General features: G+C 65.6%; 22 protein-coding genes, 1 tRNA gene and 1 pseudogene. 9 read left to right on the top strand and 15 right to left on the bottom strand.

What is annotated here, in order from left to right:
* The first annotated feature begins 20 nt into the window (after nt 1-20).
* Entirely contained in the window at nt 21-830 is an 810-nt protein-coding gene (locus ACK4S9_RS12155; RefSeq protein WP_409725897.1) for an extracellular solute-binding protein, read from the top strand.
* On the opposite strand, the gene ACK4S9_RS12160 is transcribed toward ACK4S9_RS12155, so the two are convergent.
* The 13 genes from ACK4S9_RS12160 to ACK4S9_RS12220 form a co-directional block, all read right to left on the bottom strand.
* Nucleotides 819-1,457: a DsbA family protein gene (locus tag ACK4S9_RS12160; protein WP_409725899.1), complete on the bottom strand. Its 639-nt coding sequence runs from the start codon at nt 1,455-1,457 to the stop codon at nt 819-821. The two genes, ACK4S9_RS12155 and ACK4S9_RS12160, sit on opposite strands and share 12 nt — an antisense overlap.
* Before the next feature lie 45 nt (nt 1,458-1,502).
* On the bottom strand, nt 1,503-3,011 hold the full coding sequence (locus ACK4S9_RS12165) for a CHAD domain-containing protein (protein ID WP_409725901.1): 1,509 nt from the start codon (nt 3,009-3,011) through the stop codon (nt 1,503-1,505).
* An 89-nt stretch (nt 3,012-3,100) separates the two neighbouring features.
* Nucleotides 3,101-5,572 carry a response regulator gene (locus tag ACK4S9_RS12170; protein ID WP_409725903.1) on the bottom strand — a complete coding sequence of 824 codons (2,472 nt, stop codon included), beginning with the start codon at nt 5,570-5,572 and terminating at the stop codon, nt 3,101-3,103.
* Nucleotides 5,573-5,579: 7 nt separating this feature from the next.
* Nucleotides 5,580-6,743: an acyl-CoA dehydrogenase family protein gene (locus ACK4S9_RS12175; protein ID WP_409725905.1), complete on the bottom strand. Its 1,164-nt coding sequence runs from the start codon at nt 6,741-6,743 to the stop codon at nt 5,580-5,582.
* 135 nt (nt 6,744-6,878) lie between these two features.
* On the bottom strand, nt 6,879-8,351 hold the full coding sequence (gene rng, locus ACK4S9_RS12180) for a ribonuclease G (RefSeq protein WP_409725907.1): 1,473 nt from the start codon (nt 8,349-8,351) through the stop codon (nt 6,879-6,881).
* Between the two features lie 182 nt (nt 8,352-8,533).
* On the bottom strand, nt 8,534-9,151 hold the full coding sequence (locus tag ACK4S9_RS12185; RefSeq protein ID WP_409725909.1) for a Maf family protein: 618 nt from the start codon (nt 9,149-9,151) through the stop codon (nt 8,534-8,536).
* A gap of 123 nt (nt 9,152-9,274) precedes the next feature.
* Nucleotides 9,275-9,745 carry a 23S rRNA (pseudouridine(1915)-N(3))-methyltransferase RlmH gene (rlmH, locus tag ACK4S9_RS12190; RefSeq protein WP_409725911.1) on the bottom strand — a complete coding sequence of 157 codons (471 nt, stop codon included), beginning with the start codon at nt 9,743-9,745 and terminating at the stop codon, nt 9,275-9,277.
* A gap of 18 nt (nt 9,746-9,763) precedes the next feature.
* Entirely contained in the window at nt 9,764-10,447 is a 684-nt protein-coding gene (gene rsfS, locus ACK4S9_RS12195; RefSeq protein WP_409725913.1) for a ribosome silencing factor, read from the bottom strand.
* Nucleotides 10,447-11,106 (bottom strand): nicotinate (nicotinamide) nucleotide adenylyltransferase, encoded by a 660-nt coding sequence (gene nadD, locus ACK4S9_RS12200; protein WP_409725915.1) that lies wholly within the window; start codon nt 11,104-11,106, stop codon nt 10,447-10,449. Before nadD ends, rsfS begins: the two co-directional genes overlap by 1 nt.
* Nucleotides 11,103-12,026 (bottom strand): oxygen-dependent coproporphyrinogen oxidase, encoded by a 924-nt coding sequence (hemF, locus tag ACK4S9_RS12205; RefSeq protein ID WP_409725917.1) that lies wholly within the window; start codon nt 12,024-12,026, stop codon nt 11,103-11,105. Before hemF ends, nadD begins: the two co-directional genes overlap by 4 nt.
* Nucleotides 12,027-12,234: 208 nt before the next feature.
* Nucleotides 12,235-13,500, bottom strand: a complete 1,266-nt coding sequence (purD, locus tag ACK4S9_RS12210; protein ID WP_409725919.1) for a phosphoribosylamine--glycine ligase — start codon at nt 13,498-13,500, stop codon at nt 12,235-12,237.
* A gap of 79 nt (nt 13,501-13,579) precedes the next feature.
* Complete coding sequence (locus ACK4S9_RS12215) at nt 13,580-14,305, bottom strand: YebC/PmpR family DNA-binding transcriptional regulator (RefSeq protein ID WP_409725921.1); 726 nt, start codon at nt 14,303-14,305, stop codon at nt 13,580-13,582.
* Between the two features lie 144 nt (nt 14,306-14,449).
* Nucleotides 14,450-15,220, bottom strand: coding sequence for a DUF2182 domain-containing protein (locus ACK4S9_RS12220; protein ID WP_409725923.1), 771 nt, complete (start codon nt 15,218-15,220; stop codon nt 14,450-14,452).
* Between the two features lie 213 nt (nt 15,221-15,433).
* Here ACK4S9_RS12220 and ACK4S9_RS12225 point away from each other — a divergent pair, with 213 nt between their 5' ends.
* The 4 genes from ACK4S9_RS12225 to ACK4S9_RS12240 are packed head-to-tail and all read left to right on the top strand — an operon-like array spanning nt 15,434 to nt 17,874.
* Entirely contained in the window at nt 15,434-16,366 is a 933-nt protein-coding gene (locus ACK4S9_RS12225) for a DMT family transporter (protein WP_409725925.1), read from the top strand.
* Nucleotides 16,363-16,755: a methylglyoxal synthase gene (locus tag ACK4S9_RS12230; protein WP_409725927.1), complete on the top strand. Its 393-nt coding sequence runs from the start codon at nt 16,363-16,365 to the stop codon at nt 16,753-16,755. The genes ACK4S9_RS12225 and ACK4S9_RS12230 overlap by 4 nt, the downstream gene beginning before the upstream one ends.
* Before the next feature lie 25 nt (nt 16,756-16,780).
* Nucleotides 16,781-17,755 carry a quinone oxidoreductase family protein gene (locus tag ACK4S9_RS12235; RefSeq protein WP_409725939.1) on the top strand — a complete coding sequence of 325 codons (975 nt, stop codon included), beginning with the start codon at nt 16,781-16,783 and terminating at the stop codon, nt 17,753-17,755.
* Complete coding sequence (locus ACK4S9_RS12240; protein ID WP_409725929.1) at nt 17,752-17,874, top strand: hypothetical protein; 123 nt, start codon at nt 17,752-17,754, stop codon at nt 17,872-17,874. Before ACK4S9_RS12235 ends, ACK4S9_RS12240 begins: the two co-directional genes overlap by 4 nt.
* 169 nt (nt 17,875-18,043) lie before the next feature.
* Here ACK4S9_RS12240 and ACK4S9_RS12245 read toward each other — a convergent pair whose 3' ends face one another.
* The gene (locus tag ACK4S9_RS12245) at nt 18,044-18,706 is read right to left on the bottom strand and encodes a DUF4136 domain-containing protein (protein ID WP_409725931.1); all 663 of its coding nucleotides are present in this window, start codon (nt 18,704-18,706) and stop codon (nt 18,044-18,046) included.
* Between the two features lie 195 nt (nt 18,707-18,901).
* Here ACK4S9_RS12245 and pepN point away from each other — a divergent pair, with 195 nt between their 5' ends.
* The 3 genes from pepN (at nt 18,902) to ACK4S9_RS12260 (ending at nt 22,749) form a co-directional block, all read left to right on the top strand.
* A complete protein-coding gene (pepN, locus tag ACK4S9_RS12250; RefSeq protein WP_409725933.1) occupies nt 18,902-21,547 on the top strand; it encodes an aminopeptidase N in 2,646 nt (881 codons plus the stop codon).
* A gap of 29 nt (nt 21,548-21,576) precedes the next feature.
* On the top strand, nt 21,577-22,578 hold the full coding sequence (locus ACK4S9_RS12255; RefSeq protein WP_409725935.1) for a class 1 fructose-bisphosphatase: 1,002 nt from the start codon (nt 21,577-21,579) through the stop codon (nt 22,576-22,578).
* Nucleotides 22,579-22,673: 95 nt separating this feature from the next.
* A tRNA-Thr gene (locus ACK4S9_RS12260) sits at nt 22,674-22,749 on the top strand.
* 121 nt (nt 22,750-22,870) lie between these two features.
* Here the strand turns inward: ACK4S9_RS12260 and ACK4S9_RS12265 are convergent.
* The gene (locus tag ACK4S9_RS12265; protein WP_409725937.1) at nt 22,871-24,037 is read right to left on the bottom strand and encodes a DUF2325 domain-containing protein; all 1,167 of its coding nucleotides are present in this window, start codon (nt 24,035-24,037) and stop codon (nt 22,871-22,873) included.
* 444 nt (nt 24,038-24,481) lie between these two features.
* Here ACK4S9_RS12265 and ACK4S9_RS12270 point away from each other — a divergent pair.
* Nucleotides 24,482-24,914 (top strand): annotated as a pseudogene (locus ACK4S9_RS12270) (hypothetical protein); the annotation flags it as partial.

A 24,914-nucleotide genomic window follows, 5' to 3' on the forward strand; every position in this document is an offset into this window, starting at 1 on the left:
TCCACACCAAAGGGAGCACCATGCAACGCCGTACGTTCACGACCCTGCTGTTGAGCGCCGTCCTGGCCGCGCCGCTGGCGCAGGCACAGTCGCAAGATTCCATTCGCTTGTCCACCACCACCAGCACCGACAATTCCGGCCTGCTCAAGGTGCTGCTGCCGGCCTTCGAGGCGAAAACCGGCATCAAGGTCCACGTGATCTCGGTCGGCACCGGCAAGGCGCTCGAACTGGGCAAGAACGGCGACGTCGACGTGACCCTGGTGCATGCGCGCACGCTGGAAGACAAGTTCGTGGCGGAGGGCTGGGGCGTGGACCGGCGCGACGTGATGTACAACGACTTCATCGTGGTCGGCCCGACGGGCGACCCGGCCGGCATCAAGGGCGGCAAGGACGTGATCGCGGCCTTCCGGAAGATCGCCGCGAGCGGCATCAGGTTCATCTCGCGCGGCGACAATTCCGGCACCGACGTGATGGAGAAGGGCTACTGGCAGCAGGCCGGCACCAGGCCGGCGGGCGCCAATTACGTGTCGGCGGGCCTGGGCATGGGCGAGGTGCTGAACATGGCGGCCGAGATGCGCGCCTATACGCTGACCGACCGCGCCACCTATGGGGCCTACCGCGCCAAGACCGGCCTGGCCGTGCTGGTCGAAGGCGACAAGCGCATGTTCAACCCCTACGGGATCATCGCGGTCAATCCGGCCAAACACAAGGGCGTGAACTACCGGGGCGCCAGGCAGCTGATCGAGTGGCTCACCTCGAAGGAGGGACAGGCCAGGATCGCGGCCTTCAAGCCGCAAGGGGAGCAGCTGTTCTTCCCGTCAGCGCGCTGATTCGCCCAATGCCTGCCTGAGAGCGGATTCCATCGTCTCGTAGGGCACCGCGCCGCTGAGGCCGAAAGCGTGCTCCCAGCCGGCGCCCGCCTGCCGGAACACCATGAACGGCACGCCGGACACGCCGAGCGAGTAGGCCAACTGCTGGTCGGCATGCACCGCGCTGGTATGGCGGCCGCTCTCGAGGGCCTCGAGCAGGCCCTGCCGGTCGACACCGCTTTCGGCGCCGATGTCGGCCAGCACGGCGGGATCGCCGATGTCGCGTCCGTCCTCGAAGAAGGCGCGGAACAGCGCCTCGTGCATGGCATCGAAGCGGCCCTGCTCGCGGGCGTGGGCGACGGCTTCGAAGGCCAGGCGGCTGCGCGGCTGCACCGGCGGCAGCTTGAGCCGCATGCCGCGCTCGGCCGCCATCGGATACACGGAGCGGTTCCAGGTCGTGTGCAGGTATTCGCCGTCCGGGTCGAGTGTCGGCTTCGGCTCGGGGCGCAATTCAAAAGCGCGCCAGGCCACCTCGACCTGGCCGGCATACTGCTCCTGCAGGCGCTGGATCGGCGGCAGCTCGAGGTAGCAGAACGGGCAGACGTAATCGCTCCAGACGTCGATGCGGATGGGGGCAGGTGGCTTCATGAACCCATGCTACACCGCGAGCGCCATGAGCCGCGCGCGCCACGCCTACGCAAGCTTGATGCGCGCCACCTTGTCGAGCGCCGCGCGCAGGCCCTCGGCCGAGGCTTGCGCGTTTCCGCCCACCCAGCCGCGCGCATAAGCACCGTCGTGCGCGTGTCCATGGTTTTCGAGCTCCGGCAGCAGCCGGCTCGCCACCGCCAGGTCGTTCAGGTGTCCGAGCCGGTCCTGCACGCTGGAGAGGCACTTGATATAGGCTTTGACCTCCTTCTTCGGCAGCAGGTCGCGGAAGAACTCGGCCGCATAACGCGCCTTCTTGGCCGCGATGCGCACCCGGTGCCGGGACGGCGCATCGGTTTCAACCAGCGCCCCGATGCGCTTGCGCAGGCGTTTCTGCGCCTTGCGAACGAGCGGCACCAGGCCGTCCAGGGCAGGCTGGGCCAGCGGGTCGTCCTGCGGCAAGCCGGCGCCAGCGCGCCACTGGCGGCCGCGCAGCCAGCCGTTCATTTCCAGCATCAGCTGGGTATAGCGCGGCGAATGCAGGGTGGGCAGCATGTTCTTGTGCAGGCTGCGGGCATGTTCCTTCGCGGCCGCCTGCAGGGCGTAGGTAGCGATGCCGCCGACCGTGGGGAGGGTAGTGTCGGCCAGCACGTCCCAGTCGCGCGTGGCGCCCAGTTCGCCGGAGAGCCAGTCGAGGCTTTCCTTCAGTTCCAACGGCAGCGGCGCGAGGTCACGGAACATGCCGAGCAGGGCGCGCAGGCGACGCAGGCCGACACGCATCTGGTGCAGGCTCTCGGCGCTCCGTACCAGCACGCCGGGAACGTTGGATTCGATCTGCGCCAGGCAATGCAGGCCGATGCACTGCAGCGCGTCTTCCATGCGCATCTTGCGCGTGAGGCGCACCGCCCTTGCCTTGACCGGCGCCGGCGCTTCGTCCTGCAGCAGGGCATAGCCGCGCGCGGCCTTGCTGTCATTCGCTACTTCCAGTGGGATGTCCTGGTGCAGCTGGAGCGCCAGCTCGAACAAGCGGGTGGGGTTGCCGCGCTTGAGCTCCAGTTCCAGCTCGCCGATCTGCGCGCTGCGGCCATTGCCATTGGCGGCGATGCTGCCGCTGTCGAGCGCGCATTCGACCAGCTGGCCACCGGGCAGGATGATGTCCCAGCTGGCGCGGTGGGTCGTGTTGGTGAACATCGGCTGCAGCTGTCCGGTGATGCTGGAATCGAGCAGGATCGCGCGCAGGCGCTGCGGCTTGACCTGACGCGCGACGTCCGCCGGATCAGGAAGTTCACCCTCCAGGCGCGACTCCCATTCGCCGCGCTCGCGCAGCATGGTCGATCCGCTTGATACGGTCTTGACTGTCTGGGTCCAGGCATCACCGTCGCGCCGTACGCGCAGCGTCATGCCGACGCGCCAGAAATCCAGGGCCGGTGTGTCGTAATAGGTATCGATCAGGTCGTGCTCGCGCGGTTCGGCGGTCGCCAGCTTGGCCAGCAGCGGATGTTCGCGCATGCGCGCCACATCGGCTGTTGCGAGCTTGAGCTTGAGTTCGGTTTGCATCGGATGTCCTTGAAGTGCTCTGTCGAGCCCATCATACCGGCGCCAAGCCAGCGGGACGCGCGATTGTGACACCGCGATGACATCGTGGTTCAGGCGGGTTTTCCGCCAATGCCGAGCACGCGCTGCAGGTCCTTCAGATCGTAGGGTTTCGGAAGGGAAGCTGCTTCGAAGTCGAGATCTTCAACTGCTCCATATCCTGAAGCAAATACGATCTGGAGGGTGGGCCGGCGATGCTTTGCCTGGATGGCCAGGTCGACGCCGGACATGCCAGGCAAACCGATGTCGGTCAGCAAAACATCGAATTCCTGTTCGCCCACTAGTCGCATGGCTTCCTCTCCACTGAGGACTCCCCGGGGAGCCTGTCCGAGCATCCGAAGCAGCTCGCAGAGCATGTCCAGCGCATCGGCATTGTCTTCGACCACCAGGATACGGCGGGGCTGGGCCGCGGGCGCTTCTTCGGGCTGGGACCCCCGCTTGTCCAGCGCCGTCAGCAGATTGAGGGCTTGCCGTTTATTCGCCAGCAAATGTGCGATCTTGCGTGCGAGGTCGTCGCGCCGGTAGGGTTTGCTGATGAGCTCGACGCCCGGGTCCAGCCGTCCCCCGTGAACGATCGCGTTTTGCGTGTAACCCGAGGTGAACAAGACCTCGATGCCAGGTTGGAGCGCCTTTGCCTGTCGCGCCAGGTCGGGGCTTTTCACGTTGCCGGGCATGACGACATCGGTGAACAGCAGGTCGACGTGGATTCCGCTTTTCAGAACCGTCAGGGCGCTTGCGCCGTCACTGGCTTTCAGCGTCCTGTACCCGAGTCCGTTGAGCATCTCGACCACGGTTCCCTGCAGCGCGAGGTCGTCTTCGACAACCAGGATCGTTTCACTCCCGCCGCTGGCGGGAATGCGACGGACATCTTCGATGAGCGCTTCGCTTGCATGGATCCGGGGCAGGTAAATCTTGAATGTCGTCCCGTGCCCGAGCTCACTGTAGATGCGGATATGACCACCACTCTGTTTGACGAAACCATATACCATGCTCAGGCCAAGTCCGGTGCCCTCGCCTTCGGGTTTTGTCGTGAAGAAAGGCTCGAATACCCGTTCCATCGTTTCGGGGGACATCCCCGAGCCGGTGTCCGATATGGCCAGCATGACATATTGTCCTGCCGGAACGTCGGTAAGCGAGGCGACATAGATGTCGTCGAGCATTGCATTGCCCAGCTCGATGGTCAGGCTTCCTTCGGACCGCATGGCATCGCGTGCATTGATCGCCATGTTCAGGATGACGTTCTCGAGCTGGTTACGGTCGACCATGGCTGTCCACAATCCGCCGCCGACGATGGTCTCGACCTCGATCGATTCTCCCAGAGCACGCCTGAGCAGGTCGTCCATGTCGCGTACGATCCGGCCCAGGTTCGTCGGCACCGGCTGCAATGGCTGGCGCCGTGCGAAGGACAGGAGCTGCGACGACAGCTTCGCGCCACGGTCGACCGAGCCGATCGCCTTCTGCAGCCTTGCCAGCGTGACCGGGTTGTCGCGCGCTTCCGCCATCAGCATTTCGAGGTTGCTTCCGATGACTTGCAAAATATTATTGAAATCATGCGCCACGCCGCCGGTCAGCTTGCCGATCGCTTCCAGTTTCTGCGACTGGCGCAGCGCCACTTCGGTACTGCGCAGCGCTTCGGTACGCTCGTTGACCAATTTCTCAAGCTCAATCTGATGGGCGAGGAGCTGGTCTTGTGCAATACGTCTGGCGGAAATATCCCGAATGACGAGTGTGGTTCCGAGGAAGGCTCCGCTCTCATCGGCAACGCGCGAGAACACGACTTCGATGGGAAGAGGGCGTCCGCCGATGTCGCAATCGAATTCCGCGGTCCGGAATCGCTCGCCCCTGGCAAGCAGGTCCAGGGTTTGTCCGAATACCGGCGTCCAGCACGGAAGCGCCGAGCCGTGCAGTCCCGGCATGGCCGCTGCTTCCATGGCGAACAAGCTTGCAGCGCTGGCGTTGGAATACAGGATGGTGGCGCGATGATCGAGTGCGACGATGGCATCGCTGCTTTGGGACAGGAAGCTCTCGAGATAGCGTTGCGACATCAGCAGGCGCCGGTACTCGAGGCCATCCGCTGGACGAGGCGCCTGGAGCAGAGTATTTGCCTTGTCCAGGGTGGTGCGCAGTTTCAGGCGCCGTTGCGTGCCGTGCGCAGCCTCGGCGATTTCCCGGTCCAATGCAGGGTCGTCGACGGCAGCGATCGACCAGTAAGACCCGATCATGGGCGTTCGCTGCAGTTCCGTCCGCAGCGAGGAAACTTGCTCGTTACTGCATAGGAATATCAGGTGTCCGGCAGGGTAAACCCCGCGCAGCATGCGCGCCAGCATGCCGACGCGGCCCACGGCAGTATCGATCAGGATGACGTCCGGTGCCTGGCCCAGTCCGGCATTTTCGCGCACCCGGTCGACCGCTTGCGCGGAAACCACCGATTCGAGATGAAAGCCGGCAGAGAGGATGCGCTTGCGCAGCTGGCCCAGGTGCGCAGCAGAAGCGTCGCCGCTCACCAGCAGGATTGGACGATTCACAATGCGTTCACAGGAGCGGAAGGCCCAGCAAGGCCCGTCCGGTCCAGATCTTGAGGATGTCCGTGGTCGGCGACATGACGTGGCTGGCGCGCGCGTCGCGCAGCATCTGGCTCACGCGGCTGTTTTCGCCGTATGCCATGCCGCCACAGATCGTCATCGCGTCGTTTGCCAGCCTGACGGCGGCATCCCCCGCGTCGGCCTTGCAAGCGAGGATGAACGGGAGCGCCTCGGGATCGCCCATGTCGCCCCGGCGCGCGGCCTCGTGCACCAGGCTGCGGGTCTTCTCGACATTCATCCACATCTCCGCATAGCGTGTCTGGAGGGTCTCGATGTCACGCAGCGCTTCGCCGGAATGGCTGAACTTTCGTGAGCGCAGGTGCTCCCCGGCCGCATCCAGCGCAGCCTGCGCGATTCCCAGATAGGTGCCGGCCATCGCCATCAGGAAGAATGGTGCGACGACCTCGAACACATACCATACCTGGTCGCCTTCCTCCCCGAGAAGCTGGGAGCAGGGCACGGGCGCATCCTGCAGCCGCAATCCGCGCGATGAATTGCCGTGCATGCCGAAACCACGCCAGGGCTGCAGCCATTCCATGCCGCGCGTGCCCTTGTCGACCACGACGCAGCTGAAGTCGCCTTTCTGGGCCATGCCATCGTCGGCTACCGCGGAAACCACATACGAATCGGCGAAGCCGCCGTTCGTGATGAATTGCTTGCTCCCATTGATCCGGTAGTGCTCCCCATCCAGTGTCAGGGTCGTTTCCGGCAGGTAGAAATGCGCGCCCGTGCCGCTCTCGGACAAGGCCAGCGTGGTGATGTGCTCGCCCCGTGCGATGGCGCGCAGATATTTTTCCTGCTGGTGGACCGTCGCTTTCGCCGCAATGACGGCGCTGCCGACGCAGTGCATGCCGAAGCATAGCGCGGAAGACGGGCAGGCCTTGCCGATCGTCTCGGCGATGACGGTCAGTGCCAGCAGGCCCTGCCCGTGTCCGCCGAGATGCTCCGGTACCTGCAAGCCCATCAGCCCGGCCTTTGCCATGGCTGCCATCGAATGCGCGGGCCATACGTAGTCACGGTCGACCTTCTCGGCGTTCGGCGCAATTACGCGCGCGCTGAGGTCCTCGACGATGCTTCTCAGTGCAAGTAATTTGGGGGGCAGGGAATGATCCATGGGGCGGGAATGGCAGCGGGCTTCTTGCTGGAAGCGGGAGAAACAGCTGATGTAAAAAAGAAAACAAGCCGATTATAGCGGCCGGCATGGTATCGGCGCACACTCGTCAGGCAATGGGTCCCACCAAGCAGGCACCTACATCAGGATCACGTCGTACTGTTCCTGGTGATAACCCTTCTCCACCTGCAGCGAGATACGCTTGCCGATGAAGTCGCCCAGCATGGCCAGGTGCTGCGATTCCTCTTCCAGGAACAAATCGATCACTTCCTGCGAGGCGACGATGCGGAACTCGCGCGGGTTGAACTGCTTGGCTTCGCGCAGCAGTTCGCGCAGGATCTCGTAGCAGATCGTGCGCGAGGTTTTCACTTGCCCTTTGCCGGCGCAGGCCGGGCAGGGTTCGCACAGGATGTGGGCCAGCGATTCGCGCGTGCGCTTCCTCGTCATCTCGACCAGTCCTAGGGCCGAAAAGCCGCTCACCGACACCTTGGTGCGGTCGCGCGCCAGGGTCTTCTTGAGTTCCGCGAGCACGGCGTTGCGGTGCTCGTTGTTCTCCATGTCGATGAAGTCGAGGATGATGATGCCGCCCAGGTTGCGCAGGCGCAGCTGGCGCGCGATGGCGTGGGCCGCTTCCAGGTTGGTCTTGAAGATGGTGTCGGCAAAGTTGCGCCCGCCGACATAGCCGCCGGTGTTGACGTCGATGGTAGTCATCGCCTCGGTCTGGTCGACGATCAGGTAGCCGCCGCTCTTGAGGTCGACGCGGCGGCCCAGCGCGCGCAGGATTTCCTCCTCGACGCCGTACAGGTCGAACAGCGGGCGCTCGCCGGTGTAGTGGGTCAGGCGCGACAGCACGCTCGGGGTGTAGACCTGCGCGAATTCGACCAGCATATTGTAGTTCTCGCGCGAGTCGACCTGGATGGTGGCGGTCTCCTCGTGCACGAAGTCGCGCAGCACGCGCTGGGCCAGGTTCAGGTCCTGGTAGAGCAGGGAAGTCGGCGGCCGGGTGCGCGCGCCCTGCTGGACCGCGGCCCAGGTCTTGCGCAGGTAGTCGACGTCTGCGGCCAGGTCGGCGTCCGAGGCTTCCTCGGCCTGGGTACGCACGATGTAGCCGCCTTTCTCTTCCTTCGGCAGCAGGCCCGACAGGCGGGTGCGCAGGTGCTCGCGGTCGGCTTCCTTCTCGATCTTCTGCGAGATGCCGATGTGGTGGTCTTGCGGCAGGTAGACCAGCATGCGGCCGGCGATCGAGATCTGGGTCGACAGGCGCGCGCCCTTGGTGCCGATCGGGTCCTTGATGACCTGCACGGTCAGCACCTGGCCGTCGAACAGCAGCTTTTCGATGGGCGTGGGCGCGGCCAGGGCGCCGTTGGGACCCTCATGGTTGCGGGCTTCCCAGATATCTGCGACGTGCAGGAAGGCCGCGCGCTCCAGGCCGATGTCGATGAAGGCCGACTGCATGCCCGGCAGCACGCGCACGACCTTGCCGAGATAGACGTTCCCCGCCAACCCGCGCGTGAGGGTGCGCTCGATGTGCAGTTCCTGCACAGCGCCCTGCAGGATCAGCGCCACGCGCGTTTCCTGCGGGGTGATGTTGATGAGAATGTCTTCGTTCATGGCCGGCCGCGCAGTATTGTTCAGAGCGACATGATACACGGTGGCCCGAGTCCACGGATGACAGGCGGAAGGTTTTCGTAGGGTGGACGGCTATGCCGTCCGCGCGTTCAAATCACCGATGAATTGACGCGCCGCGACGACATTGGAACCGGTTGCACGCGCGGACGGCGAAGTCGTCCACCCTACACTTGATAGCCGGCTTTGCGCAGAAGCCGGGCCGTCTCGAAGATCGGCAGGCCCATGATCCCCGAATGGCTGCCCTCGATATGCTCGACGAACAGCGCGGCCAGGCCCTGAATGCCGTAGCCGCCCGCCTTGTCGTAGGGTTCCGGGGTGGCGCAATAGGCCTGGATCTGGGCCGGGGTGAGGGTGGCGAAGCGCACGTTCGACACCTGCGTAACCTGCTCGGTGATGCGTTCGGAATGCACCGCCACCGAGGTCAGCACCTGGTGGGTGCGGCCGGACAGGCGCTCGAGCATGGCGATGGCTTCCTTGTTGTCGGCCGGCTTGCCGAGGATCTCGCCGTCGATGGTGACGGTGGTGTCGGCGGTGAGGACGGGACGCAGCGGCTGGCGGCGCTGCTGCAGGATGTTCCAGGCGAACGCGCCTTTTTCCTTGGCCACCCGCGCCACGTAGGCATGCGGATCTTCGCCCGGCAGCACGTCTTCGCTGACGTCCACGCCGCGGGCCGGGTCGCTGCGCAGCATCAGCAGTTCGAATTCCACGCCGACCTGGCGCAGCAGTTCACGCCTGCGCGGGCTCTTCGAGGCGAGGTAGATTTTCTTGTCGGTGGGTTTCATGGGTCGGCGATAGTTGTAGGTTCAGAGCGCCTGACAAAGCCCCAGGGCAAGGCGCATCGTCGCAGACAGTACGCTAGTACGGCAAGACGATGCAACGCAGCCATGGGGATTTGTCAGGTGCTCTCACACGCGATGGTACGGGTGGTTCTGGGTGATCGACCAGGCACGGTACAGCTGTTCCGCCAGCATGACGCGCACGATGCCGTGCGGCAGCGTCATGCTGGAGATGCGGATCATGCCTTCGGCGCGCGCCTTCAGTGCGGGGTCGAGTCCGTCGGCGCCGCCGATCAGGAAGACGGTATCGCGTCCGTCCTGCTGCCAGTTCTCCAGCATCTGCGACAGCCCGACGCTGGTCAGGTCCTTGCCGCGCTCGTCCAGCGCGATGATGCGCGCGCCTTTCGGCAGCACGGCCTCGATGCGCTCGCGCTCGAGCGCCATCGCCGTGGCGGCGGTCTTGCTGCCGGAGCGCTCGACCGGCTTGATTTCCTTGAGCACGATGCGCAGCTCGGGCGGCATGCGCTTCGTGTATTCGCCGAACCCGGATTCGATCCAGGCCGGCATCTTGTGCCCGACCGCGGCAATGATCAGCTGCATAAGATGAAGGAACTGCGCTTACTCGGCGGCCTTCTTGACGCGGCGGATCACTTTCTTCACCGGCTCTGCATCGGCAGGAGCAGCGGCCTTCGGGGTACGCTTCGGCGGCTTGGCCTTGGTGGCTTCGACGGCGGCGACTTCGCTCTTGCTCGGTGCGACCTTCACGGTCTTGCCGGTCGGAACCTTCTTGGCGGCCGGCTTCTTGGCGGCGGCGGTGGTCTTGGTGGCGGCAGCCTTGCGCGCGGCAGGCTTGCGTTCCTTGACCGGCTGGGCTTCCGGCTCGTCCTTGTTGGCGGCCAGGTGCTTGGACTTGGTCTTCGGCTCGGCGGCTTCGAGCGCTTCCGGCGTCGACTTGCGCTTGGCTGCGCCCAGCTTGACCGGCTTCTCGCCCCAGATTTCCTCCAGGCGGTAATACTGGCGGATCGCCGGCTGCATGATGTGGACGATCATGTCGCCCAGGTCGACCAGCACCCATTCGCCGGTGTCTTCGCCTTCCATGCCGACCACGTCGCCGCCTGCTTCCTTGACCTTGTCGCGCACCGAGGCAGCCAGTGCCTTGGTCTGGCGGTTCGAGGTGCCCGAGACGACCGCGATGCGGTCGAACAGGCTGGTCAGGTGCGTCGTGTCGAACAGGGCGATTTCCTGGCCCTTGACGTCTTCGAGGGCGTCGACGACGAGCGTTTGCAGTTTCTTGATATCCATTAGCTTTTGTATAAGTTGTGTTGTTGAATATAGTCTAGCACTTGCGGCGGAACGAGCGCGCCTAGGTCCGTGCCAGGGTCCGCGCCGCCATGCAAGGCGTTTCGGACTTGAGTAGCGGAAATATCTACCGCCAGGGTGTGGGCCAGGCACACCTTGCCGTGCGGCGTGGCGCGCACTTCCGCGGGCGTCGCCAGCCGTCCCGCGAGTTCAGCAGCCACCGCCTGCGGCAGCTTGTCCTGGTCCAGTGCGTAGCCGGGACGTGCCGCCACGCCCAGGTTCGCCAGCGTGAACAATTCCTTCCAGTCGCGCCAGGTGTCGAGTTTTTGCAGCTGGTCGGCGCCCATCACGAAGACGAGCGAGGCGGCGCTACCCAGTTCCGCACGCAGAGCGCGCAGGGTCTCGACGGTGTAGGTGGCGCTGCCGCGTTCGATTTCCTGCAGGTCGATCGTGACATCGAAGGACTGGCCGCCGAAGGCCAGTTCCAGCATCTCGACGCGCTCGGCGTCGCTGGCTTGCAGGCTGCTCTTCTGCCATGGCCGCGCAGGCAGGATGCGCAGCTGCTCGGGTTGCAGCAGTTCGGCAAACAGCGCGGCCAGCGCGACGTGGCCGTGGTGCACCGGGTCGAAGCTGCCACCCAGCAAGGCAATGCATTGGCTCACGAAGCTGGTCCCGCTTCCAGCCAGTCGCGGTGGACGAGAAAGTCGGTGTACAGCGCCGCTTCCGGGCTGCCCGGTTCAGGGTGCCAGTCGTAGCGCCATTTCACGATCGGCGGCATCGACATCAGGATCGCCTCGGTACGCCCGCCCGACTGCAGGCCGAACAGGGTGCCGCGGTCCCACACGAGGTTGAACTCGACGTAGCGTCCGCGGCGGTAGGCCTGGAAGTCGCGTTCGCGCTCGCCGTAGGGCGTATCCTTGCGGCGCTGCAGGATCGGCAGGTAGGCGTCCAGGAAGCCGTCGCCGACCTTGCGCACCATTTCGAACGCATCGTCGAAACCGGTCTCGTTGAAGTCGTCGAAGAAGATGCCGCCCACGCCGCGCGGCTCCTTGCGGTGCTTCAGGTAGAAGTACTCGTCGCACCACTTCTTGAAGCGCGGGTGCAGGTCGTCTCCGTAGGGCGCCAGCGCATCGTGGCAGACCTGGTGGAAGTGGCGGGCATCGTCCACGTTGCCGTAGTAGGGCGTCAGGTCCATGCCGCCGCCGAACCACCAGACCGGGTCTTTTCCTTCCGCCGTGGCTTCGAAGAAGCGCACGTTCATGTGCACGGTCGGGGCGTAGGGGTTGCGCGGGTGCAGCACCAGCGACACGCCCATCGCTTCCCAGGCCCGGCCCGCCAGTTCCGGTCGCGCGGCCATGGCCGACGGCGGCAGGCTGGCGCCGGTCACGTGCGAGAAGTTACAGCCGCCGCGCTCGAACACATTGCCTTCCTCGATCAGGCGCGAGATGCCGCCGCCGCCTTCCGGGCGCTCCCAGGTATCGGCCAGGAAGGGTTTGCCGTCGATGTCTTCCAGGGCGCCGACGATACGGGACTGGAGGTCGAGCAGCCAGGTCTTGATGGCGGACGGGTCGGGGATGGTCATGCGTTCAGGGGCGGCGGCGAAAATGCGCAGATTGTACACCTGCGCTGGGCGGTGTACTGATTCTTGTGGTGAGTGTGGGGCTAGCGATGTGCTACGGAACTGGATTCCCGCCTGCGCGGGAACGACGGTTTTGGCGTTGGCGGCACAACATCAACAGCGTCGTTCCCGCGACGGCGGGAACCCAATTTCTTGTGCAAACCTAAATAACTTATTTCAGGCCGCGCCAGCCGATGTCGCGACGGTATTGCGCGCCGTTGAAGTGGATCTTCTCCACCGTCTCGTAGGCCTGCTTCTGCGCCATCTTGACGCTGTCGCCCAGGCCCACGACGCACAGCACACGTCCGCCGCTGGTCTGCAGCGTTCCGCCGACCAGCTGGGTGCCCGCGTGGAAGGTGACGCATTCCGGCGTCTCGGCCGGAACGCCGTCGATGACGTCGCCCTTGCGCGGGCTGTCCGGATAGCCCGCGGCGGCCATGACGACGCCCACCGCGGTGCGGCGGTCCCATTCCAGTTCGACCGCATCCAGGGTGCCGCTGCAGGCGTGGTCGAGCACGGTGGCGAAATCGCTCTTCAGGCGCGCCATGATCGGCTGGGTTTCCGGGTCGCCCATGCGGCAGTTGAATTCCAGCGTGCGCGGGTTGCCTTCGGCATCGATCATCAGGCCGGCGTACAGGAAGCCGGTAAAGACGATGCCGTCCTTGGCCATGCCCTGGATGGTCGGGTTGATGATCTCGCGCATCACGCGCGCATGCATCGACGGGCTCACGATCGGGGCAGGGGAATAGGCGCCCATGCCGCCGGTGTTCGGGCCTTCGTCGGCGTCCTTCAGGCGCTTGTGGTCCTGGCTGGTCGCCAGCGCCAGCACGTTCTTGCCGTCGCACATGACGATGAAGCTGGCTTCCTCGCCGGCCAGGAATTCCTCGATCACGATGCGCGCGCCGGCATCGCCGAAGGCGTTGTCGGACAGCATGTGGTCGACCGCGGCATGCGCCTCTTCCAGGCTCATCGCCACCACCACGCCCTTGCCGGCCGCCAGGCCGTCGGCCTTGATGACGATCGGTGCGCCGTTGGCGTCGACGTAGGCGTGCGCCTCGGCCGCATCCGAGAAGCTCTGGTACTTCGCGGTCGGGATGCCGTGGCGCTGCATGAAGGCCTTGGCGAAGTCCTTCGAGCTTTCCAGTTGCGCCGCCTCCCTGGTCGGCCCGAAGATCTTCAGGCCGCGCGAGCGGAACAGGTTGACGATGCCGGCGGCCAGCGGCGCTTCCGGGCCCACCAGGGTCAGGGCGACGCCTTCGGCCACGACGAAGTCGGCGAGAAGCGCCGGATCGGTGATCTCGATGTTCACCAGGCGGTCGTCGAGCGCGGTGCCGCCGTTGCCCGGGGCGACGAAGACGGTCTGGACGCGCTCCGATTGAGCCAGTTTCCAGGACAGGGCGTGTTCACGGCCGCCAGAGCCGACTACGAGGATTTTCATACGGGCGCGTTCCTACTTGGTTGCTACAGGGATTCCGGCTGGCGAACCAGCCGCTTGTCGACAGCCTACAGGCTGCTGCTTACTCTTCGATGACGGCGTTGGTGTAGACGTCCTGGACGTCGTCCAGGTTTTCCAGCGCGTCGAGGATCTTCTGCATCTTGACGGCGTCTTCGCCGGTCAGCACGGTCTCGTTGTCCGGCTTCATGATGACTTCCGAGACTTCGGCCTTGAAGCCGGCCTTTTCCAGCGCTTCCTTCACGCCGGCGTAGGCGAACGGGTCGCACAGCACTTCGAAACCGCCTTCGTCGTCGGCGACCACGTCGTCGGCGCCGGCTTCCAGCGCGGCTTCCACCAGCTTGTCCTCGTCCACGCCCGGCGCGAACTGGAACTGGCCGACGTGCTTGAACATGAAGGCCACCGAACCCTCGGTGCCCATGTTGCCGCCGTACTTGTTGAAGGCATGGCGCACTTCGGCCACGGTACGCACGCGGTTGTCGGTCAGGCAGTCGACGATGATCGCCGCGCCGCCGATGCCGTAGCCTTCGTAGCGGATCTCTTCGTAGTTCACGCCTTCGAGTTCGCCGGCGCCGCGCTGGATCGCGCGGGTGACGTTATCCTTCGGCATATTGGCGTCGGCCGCTTTTTCGACTGCCAGGCGCAGGCGCGGGTTCGAGTTGACGTCGCTGCCGCCCATGCGTGCGGCCACGGTGATTTCCTTGATCAGGCGCGTCCAGATCTTGCCGCGCTTGGCATCGGTGGCTGCTTTCTTATGCTTGATGTTGGCCCATTTGCTGTGTCCAGCCATGTCGAGAATTCCTTAGACGGTATGGGAAATCCGAACACCCGCTGCTCTTTGAATGGGCAGTTTTCGGACTTCCTGTATGCAAGAGTGGCCGACATTTTAGCATAGGCCCCCCTTGCAAAATCGCCCAAGTTCCTGAGCAAACTGTCATGGAAACAACAGCCAGGTACCGCCGGCCACCATCGCCACCCCGGCCACGCCGCCGGCCAGGGGACCGTCCTCGAGCTGCAGTTCGGCCAGCACCAGCAGCCCCGCCAGCGCGACCAGGGCCGGGTTGCCCGGGCCGCCGCCCAGCAGCAGCAGGACCAGCAGCCAGCAGCAGCCGAGGCAGACGCGCCCGTGTTCGGCCCCCTGCCACAGCGCGCCCAGCGCGCCGCCGCGCCAGTCGACCAGCACCCCGGCCAGCGGCACGCGGCAGTGCTGCAGGCAGGCGTGCTTGGCCGGCGTCCATTGCCAGGCCCCGGCGGCGACCAGCGCCAGGCCCAGGGCCGGCTGGGGCGCCCCCAGGCTGGCGTCGAGCCAGCCGGCGTCGTGCAGCGCCCAGTGCAGCAGGGTGATCAGGGCCGCGAAGCCGGTCCAGGCCAGCAGGCAGCCGCTCGCGAACAGGGCGGTCGCCAGGCGCGGCCAGCGCACGCCGGCGCGGCGGCGCGCAATGCGCAGGTAGACGAACAGCGCGCCCGCCGCGGCCGGCAGCATCAGGGCCATGCACAGGCCGGTCCACATGGCGAACAGCAGCATCAGCTCGGTGGCGCGCAGCGGGGCCGGCGGCGGCGGGGAAGGAGCCCCGGCCAGGGACAGGGGCATGGCCCCGCCCTGGAAGACGAACGGGGCAAGGCAGGCGCAGGCGAGCAGGAGCATCCAGGCCAGGGCCAGCGCGACCGGGCGCCCGAGGCGTTCATCGATGCCGGACAGGCTCATTGGGGGCTCCCGCGCCGGGCCTGCGTTGGTGTGGCGCGCACGAATCTTGCGTTCGCGCGGGGCCGCCCCGTGCGATGGTTTGACGAGTTCGTCATTCGGTCTCTCCTCGGTATGGTTGATGTGCGCTGTTCGACAGCGCCGCAGCGGCCGCGTTCTGGGGCGCCGTCCGGCTCGCCTCCAGCGAAGGCCGCCGAAGGCTCGTACAATCGTCGGATGAACGAAAGCGTCCCCGCCAACCCTGCTGCTCCTTTACCACGCGCGGCCCTCGTCGCCGGCCTGTCGATCGCCGTCGCCGGCGCCGTCCTGTTTTCCACGAAAGCCATCGTCGCCAAACTGCTGTATCGCTACCACATCGATGCAGTCACTTTGATCGCCTTCAGAATGCTGTTCTCGCTTCCGGTGTTTGCTGCAGTGGCGCTCTGGAAGATGCGAACCCAGCCGCCGCTGTCGAAGCAGGACCGCTGGCGCATCGTCGTGCTGGGCCTGCTCGGCTACTACCTGTCGAGCTACCTCGACTTCCTCGGCCTGCAGCACATCTCGGTCGGGCTCGAGCGCCTGATCCTGTTCCTGACGCCCACCTTCGTGCTGCTGGCGAACGTGATGATCTTCAAGCGGCGCGTCAGGGGCACCCAATGGGCGGCGCTGGGGCTGGCCTATTGCGGCATCGTGCTGGTGTTCGTGCACGACCTGGCGGGCGCGACCGGCAGCACCTGGGGCGGCACCTTCCTCGGCTCGCTGCTGGTGCTGGGCTCGGCCATCTCGTACGCCGTCTACCTGCTCGGCACCGGCGAGATGGTCACGCGCATCGGCTCGCTGCGCCTGGTGGCCTACGCGATGTGCGTGTCGAGCGTGGCCTGCATCGCCCAGTTCTTCCTGCTGCGCCCGGCGAGCATGCTGGTGCAGCCGGCCGAGGTTTACTGGCTCTCGCTGGTGAATGGGGTATTCTGTACGATCTTCCCCGTGTTCATGACCATGGCCGCGGTCCAGCGCATCGGCGCCGCGACCGCCTCGCAGGCCGGGATGATCGGTCCGGTATCGACGCTGTTCCTCGGCGCGCTGATCCTCGGCGAGCCGGTGACGGGCGTGCAACTGGCCGGCACCGGGCTCGTGCTCGCGGGGATCTATTCCCTCTCGCTGAAAAAATGACGACAATGACCAAGCCACGCATTGCACTGATCGCACACGACAAGAAGAAGGACGACATGATCGCCCTCGCGGGCGAGTACCTTGACTTCCTCAAGGGCTGCACGCTCTCGGCCACCGGCACCACCGGCGGGCGCCTGGCCAACGAGCTCGGGCTCACGGTCGAGCGCAAGCATTCCGGCCCGGTCGGCGGCGACCTGCAGATCGGCGCCCAGCTGGTGCAGGGCGAGATCGATTGCGTGATCTTCCTGCGCGACCCGATGACGCCGCAGCCGCACGAACCCGACATCAACGCCCTGGTGCGCGCCTGCGACGTGCACGACATCGCCTGCGCCACCAATGTTTCGACCGCGCGCCTGGTGCTGTCTCAGCTGATGCGCACGCGCGCCTAGGGAGCCGCACTTGGAGAATCCCATGCTGGTCAAAGCCATCCGTATCGCCGCCACGGGCGGTCCTGAAGTGCTCGAGTACCTGGACGTCGAGGTCGGCGAACCTGGACCGGGCGAGGCGCGCGTGCGCCACCACGCGATCGGCCTGAACTACATCGACACCTATTACCGCACCGGCCTGTACAAGACGGCGCTGCCGTCCGGCCTGGGCCAGGAAGGCGCCGGCGTGGTCGAGGCGGTGGGCGAGGGCGTCACCCACGTGGCGCCGGGCGACCGCGTCGCCTATGCCGGCGGCCCGGCCGGCGCCTACAGCGAGGCGCGCGTCATGCCGGCCGACATGCTGGTGCGCCTGCCGGATGCCATTTCCTTCGAAACGGGCGCCGCCATGATGCTGCAGGGCCTGACGGTGCAGTACCTGTTCCGCCAGACCTACCGCTTGCAGCCGGGGCAGACCATCCTGTTCCACGCGGCGGCGGGCGGCGTCGGGCTGATCGCCTGCCAGTGGGCTAAGGCGCTCGGGGTGAACCTGATCGGCACCGTGGGTTCGGAGGAAAAGGCGGAACTGGCGCGCGCCCACGGGGCGGCCCACGTCATCAACTACAACCTTGAAGACGTGGTGCAGCGCGTGCTGGAGATCACGAATGGCGCCAAAGTACCGGTGGTGTACGACTCGGTCGGCAAGGACACCTTCGTCCGCTCGCTCGACTGCCTGCAGCCGCGCGGCCTGATGGTCAGCTTCGGCAACGCCTCGGGGCCGGTGCCGCCCTTCGCCTTGGGCGAACTGGCCTCGCGCGGCTCGCTGTACATCACGCGCCCGACCCTGTTCGCCTATGCCGGCACCCGTCCGGAACTCGAAGCGATGGCGGCCGAGCTGTTCGAGATGGTGGAAAGCGGCAAGGTGAGAATCGAGGTCAAGCAGCGCTTCCCGCTGCGCGACGCGGCCGAGGCCCACCGGGCGCTGGAAGGGCGCCGCACGACCGGCTCGACGGTGCTGCTGCCATGAGGGACGCGGACAAGAAAGAGAGCGGGTCGCCGAAATTCGGGCGGCTCCTGGTCGTGCTGGCCTTCGCGCTGGTGCTGATCGTGGCGATCACGGTCGGCTCGGAGGCGTATTTCTCGTAAAAAAAGGGGTCTTGCGGTAATGGCGTTCAGTTAGCAGAAAGAACGTCGCTCCGGCGAAGGCCGGAGCCCAAGGCAAGCGCTTCGATAGCGCACGCAGAACTTGGATTCCGGCCTTCGCCGGAATGACATTATCAGCGCCTTGCGGCCCCTTCTCGTTGCGGCTGGCGGATCAGTTCTGCTGCTTCAGCTCCACCCTGCGCGCCACGCCCGACGGCCCCGGGAAGCCTTCGAAGGCGCTCTGCACCATTGCCGGCATCAGCGCCGGCGTCGACAGCTCGCGGCTGGTGTTGTGCACGGTGACGTCGAACAGGCGCTTGCCGTCGCTGGCCGACTTGATCCCGACCTGCAGTTCGCGGCGGTAGCGGTGCTCGATCGAGACCTGGTAGGCCGGGCTCCAGAACGGATCGTAGAACGGGCTGCTGTAGAAGCCGCCCCAGTAGGGACGGTGCAGGCCGCGATGGCCGAAACGCCGCGCCGGGTGGTAGTAGGGGCGGTAGAACGGCGAGGCGAACGGGTGGGCGAAGGGCGTGATCGGCTCGACCACGCGCACCGGCACTTCGGTGGTGGAAAAGCGCATCGACACCGCCAATGCCGGCTTGCCGCCCGCGGCATCGCGGAAACCCAGGCGCGCCAGCTGGCCGCGCACCAGGTCCTGGTAGGCGCGGTATTCCAGCGTGTCGTCCACGGCCGGCGGCGCCTCGAACACGTAGCTCTTGTCCTCGATCTGCGCAGGCCACTGGTGGAAGGTGGTGACATCGCTGCGGATCGTGGTGGCGCACCCGGTCAGCAGCATCGTGAGCGCGGCTCCGGCAGCGATCATCAGGCGTTTCATTGCTTTCTCCCTCGTGAATACGGACTTTTCCTACCCTCTAGATTACCTTCTGTTCGGCAAGTCCGACAATGAATTTACATGCGGTTACGGCATGCACATTTCGACACACGGGAAACGGTGCGGGGGCGGCGAAATCTTGTTGGTAGAATAAGCACTTCAGTACGATCCACAACCCTTGCCTTTTGCGGACTTCCTATGCGCACCGATACGCCCCAGACGATTTACCGGAGTGACTACACCCCGCCGAGCTACCTGGTGGAAACTGTTGAGCTTGGCTTCGACCTCGACCCTGCCCGTACCGTCGTCGCCAACCGCATGACGGTGCGCCGCAACCCCGACAGCGCCCAGCGCGAGATCGAGCTCTACGGAGAAGACATCGAACTGGTGGCGCTGCGCCTGAACGGCCGCCAGCTGGAAGACCGCGACTACGCCATCAACGGCAACCTGCTCACCATCCCGAACGCGCCGGAAGAGGCCACCCTCGAGATCGAGACCGTGTGCGTACCGGAGCAGAACACCACCCTGAGCGGCCTGTACACCTCGAACGGCAATTTCTTCACCCAGTGCGAGGCCGAAGGCTTCCGCCGCATCACCTATTTCCCGGACCGCCCGGACGTGATGGCCAAGTACACCGTCATGCTGCGCGCCGACAGGGAGCGCTATCCGGTGCTGCTCTCCAACGGCAACCTGCTCGAAGAAGGCGAACTGGGCGATGGCCGCCACTATGCCAAGTGGGAAGACCCGTTCAAGAAGCCGTCCTACCTGTTCGCGCTGGTCGCCGCGCGCCTGGTCTGCCAGGAAGAGACGTTCCGCCTGGCGGACGGCCGCGACGCCCTGCTGCAGGTGTGGGTGGAAGAGGGCAACCTCGACAAGACCGACTACGCGATGCAGTCGCTCAAGCACAGCATCCGCTGGGACGAGGAGCGCTACGGACTCGAACTCGACCTCGACCGCTTCATGATCGTCGCAACTAGCGACTTCAACATGGGCGCGATGGAAAACAAGGGCCTGAACATCTTCAACACCAAGTTCGTGCTGGCCAACCCGCGCGTGGCCACCGACATCGACTTCCAGGGCATCGAGGCGGTGGTGGCGCACGAGTACTTCCACAACTGGACCGGCAACCGCGTCACCTGCCGCGATTGGTTCCAGCTCTCGCTCAAGGAAGGCCTGACGGTGTTCCGCGACCAGGAATTCACCGCCGACATGATCGGCACCGAGAGCGGCCGCGCCGTCACCCGCATCGATCAGGTGCGCACCCTGCGCCAGGCCCAGTTCCCGGAAGACGCCGGCCCGATGGCCCACCCGGTGCGTCCCGACTCCTTCGTTGAGATCAACAACTTCTACACCGTCACCGTGTACGAGAAAGGCGCGGAGGTGGTGCGCATGTACCAGACCCTGCTGGGCGTCGAAGGCTTCCGCAAGGGCATGGACCTGTATTTCGAACGCCACGACGAGCAGGCCGTCACCTGCGACGACTTCCGCCGCGCCATGGCCGACGCCAACGGCCGCGACCTGAGCCAGTTCGAGCGCTGGTACGACCAGGCCGGCACCCCGGTGCTGCGTTTCGAGGCGCGCTACGACGAAGCCGCGCAGACCTACGGCATCACGCTGTTCCAGTCCTGTCCGCCGACCCCGGGGCAGCCGGAGAAGCGTCCCTTCCACATCCCGGTGGCCATCGGCCTGCTCGACCCGGAGGGCAAGGACATGCCCCTGGTCCTGGACGGCAAGGAGCTGGGCACCACCACCGTGCTCGAACTGACGCAAGCGCAGCAGACCTTCGTGTTCACGGGCGTGAAGGAGCAACCGACGCCCTCGGTCCTGCGCGGCTTCTCGGCGCCGGTGATCCTGCAGCACGGCTACAGCGACAGCGACCTGCTGCACCTGTTCAGCTTCGACTCCGACCCGGTCAACCGCTGGGAGGCGGGACAGCGCCTGGCGATGGGCCGCCTGCTCAAGCTCACCGGCGAGGCGCCGGTGTCCAGCCGCCTGAGCCTGGACGATACCTTCATCGACGCGATGCGAAGGATGCTGATCGACGAGTCGCTCGACCCGGCCTTCCGCGAGCAGGCGCTGCTGCTGCCGACCGAAACCATGATCGCCGAGCAGCTCGATACCGTCGATCCGCTGGCCGTGCACATGGCGCGCCAGTTCATGCGCGCCAATATCGGCGCCCGCCTGCGCGCCGAACTGCTGGCCCAGTACGAGGCCAACCAGACCCCGGGCCCCTACAGCCCGGATGCCCAATCGGCCGGCAAGCGCGCCCTCAAGAACCTGGCGCTGTCCTACCTGAACGCGGCGCCGGACGAGGACAGCATCGCGCTGGCGCTGCGCCAGTGCCAGCAGGCCGACAACATGACCGACCGCGCCGCCGCACTCGGCGCCCTGATCCATGCCCGAGCGCCGCAGGCCGAGGCCGAGCTGGCGCGCTTCTACGAGGAATTCAAGGACGAGGCGCTGGTGGTCGACAAGTGGTTCGCGATGCAGGCCGCGGCGCCCACCACCGACATCGCCAAGGTGCGCGAGCTGATGCGCCACCCGGCCTTCAACCTGCGCAACCCGAACCGCGCGCGCAGCCTGGTCGCGACCTATTGCATGAACAACCCGGTCGAGTTCCACGCGCCGAACGGCAGCGGCTACCTGTTCTGGGCCGAGCACGTGACCCTGCTCGACGCGCTCAACCCGCAGGTCGCCGCGCGCCTGGCCCGCGCCATGGACCGCTGGCGCCGCTACACGCCGGAACTGCAGCAGCACATGAAGACGGCGCTGCAGCAGGTGGCGGGGCAGCAGCGCCTGTCGAACGACGTGCGCGAGATCGTGACCAAGGCGCTCGCTAATTAAAAGAATCCAAACCAAACCAAAGGAAGTCCATGAAACGCGTAAGTCTCACGCAGTACCTGGTCGAGGAACAGCGCCTCCACCAGAACATCAATGCCGAACTGCGCCTCCTGATCGAGGTCGTGGCGCGCGCCTGCAAGCGCATCAGCTATTCGGTCAGCAAGGGTGCGCTCGGCGAAGTGCTGGGCAGCGCCGAAACCGAGAACATCCAGGGCGAAGTGCAGAAGAAGCTCGACGTGATCTCGAACGAGATCCTGCTCGAGGCGAACGAGTGGGGCGGCCACCTGGCGGCGATGGCATCCGAAGAAATGGAGACCATCCGCCAGATTCCCAGCCGCTACCCGAAGGGCGAATTCCTGCTGATGTACGATCCGCTCGACGGCTCCTCCAACATCGACGTCAACGTCTCGATCGGCACCATCTTCTCGGTGCTGAAAGCCCCGGAAGGCATGAAGGACCCGACCGAGCAGGACTTCCTGCAGCCGGGCACCCAGCAGGTCGCCGCCGGCTACGCCGTCTACGGCCCGCAAACCATGCTGGTGCTCACCACCGGCAACGGCGTGCAGTGCTTCACCCTGGACCGCGAGATGGGCTCCTGGGTGCTCACCCAGAGCGACATGCAGATCCCGGAAACCACCAAGGAATTCGCGATCAACATGTCCAACAAGCGCCATTGGCACCCGCCGGTGCAGCGCTACGTGGACGAGATGCTGGCAGGCGCCACCGGCCCGCGCGGCAAGGACTTCAACATGCGCTGGATCGCCTCGATGGTGGCCGACGTGCACCGCATCCTGAACCGCGGCGGCATCTTCATGTACCCGGCCGACATGCGCGATCCGACCTCGCCGGGCAAGCTGCGCCTGATGTACGAAGCCAACCCGATGGCCATGATCGTCGAACAGGCCGGCGGCATGGCCACCGACGGCAAGGGACGCATCATGGAGATCCAGCCGACCAAGCTGCACCAGCGCGTGCCGGTCTTCCTGGGCTCGAAGAGCGAGGTGGAACTGGTCACCCGCTATCATGCGGAGTGATTTTTATTAATTTTTGCCTGAGTGCCGAGCCGGACTAGCAAGTTTCAGGAGTTGTTTGCTAGAATACGGCTCTTCGTCGGGATTGCCCGCGTAGAGCCGCTGTAGCTCAGTCGGTAGAGCAGCGCATTCGTAATGCGAAGGTCACCAGTTCGATTCCGGTCAGCGGCACCAGGACATGAAAAGGGCCACCCAACAGGGTGGCCCTTTTTGCATTGGCGTCTTCCGTGTTCCCGGCGGATCGGGGCGACATGCGTGCAGGCGCGATTGAATCGCCGCCTCCAGAGACGCTCTCTCAGAGGCTCGCTTCCTGCAGCCCGCGCACCAGGCTCGACACGCTGGGATTGTCCACGAAGATGCAGCGCTTGCCGGTGCGCTTGCAGTGATCCTTCACGCGCCAGTAGGCATGGTGGCTGATGCAGCCGGTCTGGCAGATCACCAGGTCGGCCGCCGCCAGGCTGGCGTCGAGCTGGCCGGCGCTGTCTTCCAGGCCGCCGTCATGGTGCGCGAACTGCGCGCCGACGCGCTCGACGACGTTGCGGTAGACCGGCACGCTGCCGCTGCGCCCGCCCACGCACAGCACGCTGCGGTTCACCAGCCGCACCGGAATTTCCACCGGCACGGCCGGCATGTCCGCAGGCGTTTCACGCGCCGCTGCCGGCGCATCCGGGGCCGTGCTGCGCGCCGCCTTCAATGCCGCCACCTGGGCGCGCAGCGCCGCTTCGCGCTCTTCCATCTGCGCCAGGCGGTTTGCGAGCCGCTTGCGCGTCGCCAGCTCCGGCACTTCGGCCTGCAGCTGCGCCAGTTCGGCGCGCAGCTGGTGGATGTCGGTATCCTTAGCGATCAGCGCGGCGCGGGCCGCCATCAGCTGCCGCTCGCAGCGTTCGGCCTGGACGGTCTTTTCCTGCACCAGCGCCTGGCAACGGCCCTGCGCCCTGGCCAGCTCGCGCAGCAGGCGGGCGTGCTCGGCGAGCAGGGCCTTGTGCTTGTCGATGTCGGCCCGCACGCAGGCGCCGGCCTGGTGCTGGACCATGTGGATGTCGCGGCACATCTGCTGCTCCAGTCCGGGCGTGCAGCGCGCATGGGTCAGGGCGGCCCAGAACGCGCCCGGGACGTCGCCGGCATCGACCGCCCGGGCCCATAGCGCGCCCACTTCCTCGGTGGTCCGGGCCGCGCGGAAGCGCGCGACGTCGGCGGCGTAGCGCCGCTCCAATTCCTTCTGCAGCGCCTCCGACAGGGGATTACGCAGGGCGCATTCGCCGACCGCGCCGACGTGGACGTCGTAGTCGTCGTGCAGCAGGCGGCCGCCCGTGACCCGTTCCACCAGTTTGCGCAGGGCGGGCAGCGGCAGGGCGACGCCGACCAGCGGGCAGTGGCTGGCCTGGCTGAGTTCCCAGAGGCGCCGGCGGCGCGATCCTCCCTGCGGTCCCGCGGTGGCCGGCGAAGCGTGTTTGTCGCACATGCGCTCTCCTTTAAATGAGAATGATTATCATTCATAGTATGATACTGATGCCATGGAAGGCAAGCGGATTCGCTTGGGCAGGACAGCCGCCGGGGCATCGTCGTGATGGATGGCACGGCTCTGTTAGTCAGCGCACGGTCCCGGAAGCGCGGCCGTTGTATTTTTTGTATCGCGACGCAGTGTCCGATACTGCGCGCGTTTTCGGACCGCCACAGGCGACCGCTCACGCAGCGACGAGGACGTCTGCTCTAACGGCGGAACTTTTGCGTCGGCTTCAGGTCTCGCTTCATGAGAATGGGCCTGGAGCAAGAAACAAAGTTCTGTCTTGAGATAGCGCAGTCAATCGTCGTCCCTCGCGCCGTTGGAGGCGGAATCGAGGAAGAATGTGGTGATAGTCGGTATCGGTCTAATCGCGTTGGTCTACATTTTTACGAGGGATACATCATGGATAATCAGAAATCTACCGAGGGAAAAGGCAGCGACGCAAGCCGCGAGGGTGCAGGTTCGAGCATTGGTAAAAGCCAGACTTCCGGCCTGAACCAGGGTAGCAGCGCTTCGGGCAGCAGCCAGAGCGGCTCGTCGGGCAGCCTCGGCAGCACCAACGCCTCGCCAAGCAGCGCCAAGCCGGCTACCGGCAGCAGCAGCGGCGCCGTGGGCGGCACCAGCAACGCGGGCAGCATGCAAAGCGGCTCGCAGAGCTCGGGCAACCTGGGCAGCTCCAGCCTCAGCTCCAGCAGCCAGCAGAGCGGTTCGCAGGGTTCGAGCGCAGCTGGCAGCAGCGGCAGCTTGGGCAGCTCGACCGGCGGCAACAGCGCGCTGGGCTCGAATGGCAGCACCTCGGGCAGCACCTCGGGCAGCACCACCGGCAGCAGCGCCG

It is taken from the genome of Massilia sp., from assembly GCF_046293535.1.
In the GTDB taxonomy this organism is placed as follows: domain Bacteria; phylum Pseudomonadota; class Gammaproteobacteria; order Burkholderiales; family Burkholderiaceae_D; genus Telluria.